This window comes from Streptomyces sudanensis, from assembly GCF_023614315.1.
Classification (GTDB): domain Bacteria; phylum Actinomycetota; class Actinomycetes; order Streptomycetales; family Streptomycetaceae; genus Streptomyces; species Streptomyces sudanensis.
The window spans coordinates 3414447-3416095 of record NZ_CP095474.1 but is presented as its reverse complement, the minus strand read 5'-3'; the positions used below and the strand labels follow the sequence as shown (position 1 = coordinate 3416095).

Annotated in this window: 1 rRNA gene (only partly in view); it reads right to left on the bottom strand. The window is 58.0% G+C overall.

From position 1 onward, the window contains the following. Positions 1 to 1649: ribosomal RNA gene (locus tag MW084_RS15940) — 23S ribosomal RNA — on the bottom strand (it extends past both window edges: 1077 nt to the left, 214 nt to the right).

Below are 1649 nucleotides of genomic sequence, written 5' to 3'. Positions count from 1 at the left end.
GCGTCAGTCCGTATACCTCGCCTTACGGCTTCGCACGGACCTGTGTTTTTAGTAAACAGTCGCTTCTCGCTGGTCTCTGCGGCCACCCCCAGCTCGGAGTGCAAGACTCGTCACCAGACGTGGCCCCTTCTCCCGAAGTTACGGGGGCATTTTGCCGAGTTCCTTAACCATAGTTCACCCGAACGCCTCGGTATTCTCTACCTGACCACCTGAGTCGGTTTAGGGTACGGGCCGCCATGAAACTCGCTAGAGGCTTTTCTCGACAGCATAGGATCATCCACTTCGCCACAATCGGCTCGGCATCAGGTCTCAGCCTTCAATGTGTGACGGATTTGCCTACCACACGGCCTACACCNTACCCCGGGACAACCACCGCCCGGGCTGGACTACCTTCCTGCGTCACCCCATCGCTCACCTACTACCAGTCTGGGCCACCGGCTCCACCACTCCGTGCTTGTCCGAAGACGCACACGACGGCTTCACGGGCTTAGCATCGCTGGGTTCAGCGCTGGCGCTTCAAAGCGGGTACCGGAATATCAACCGGTTGTCCATCGACTACGCCTGTCGGCCTCGCCTTAGGTCCCGACTTACCCTGGGCAGATCAGCTTGACCCAGGAACCCTTAGTCAATCGGCGCACACGTTTCCCACGTGTGTATCGCTACTCATGCCTGCATTCTCACTCGTGAACCGTCCACAACTCGCTTCCACGGCTGCTTCACCCGGCACACGACGCTCCCCTACCCATCACAGCGGGCGTTGGCCCTCATGCTGCAATGACACGACTTCGGCGGTACGCTTGAGCCCCGCTACATTGTCGGCGCGGAATCACTTGACCAGTGAGCTATTACGCACTCTTTCAAGGGTGGCTGCTTCTAAGCCAACCTCCTGGTTGTCTCTGCGACTCCACATCCTTTCCCACTTAGCGTACGCTTAGGGGCCTTAGTCGATGCTCTGGGCTGTTTCCCTCTCGACCATGGAGCTTATCCCCCACAGTCTCACTGCCGCGCTCTCACTTACCGGCNTNNNACTNCTGTTAANNTCAGTAACCCGGTAGGGCCCATCGCCTATCCAGTGCTCTACCTCCGGCAAGAAACACACGACGCTGCACCTAAATGCATTTCGGGGAGAACCAGCTATCACGGAGTTTGATTGGCCTTTCACCCCTAACCACAGGTCATCCCCCAGGTTTTCAACCCTGGTGGGTTCGGTCCTCCACGAAGTCTTACCTCCGCTTCAACCTGCCCATGGCTAGATCACTCCGCTTCGGGTCTTGAGCGCGCTACTAAACCGCCCTATTCGGACTCGCTTTCGCTACGGCTTCCCCACACGGGTTAACCTCGCAACACACCGCAAACTCGCAGGCTCATTCTTCAAAAGGCACGCAGTCACGAGGGCCCGAAGGCCCCGACGCTCCCACGGCTTGTAGGCACACGGTTTCAGGTACTATTTCACTCCGCTCCCGCGGTACTTTTCACCATTCCCTCACGGTACTATCCGCTATCGGTCACCAGGGAATATTTAGGCTTAGCGGGTGGTCCCGCCAGATTCACACGGGATTTCTCGGGCCCCGTGCTACTTGGGTGTCTCTCCAACGAGCCGCATGAGTTTCGACTACGGGGGTCTTACCCTCTACGCCGGNNCCTTATAA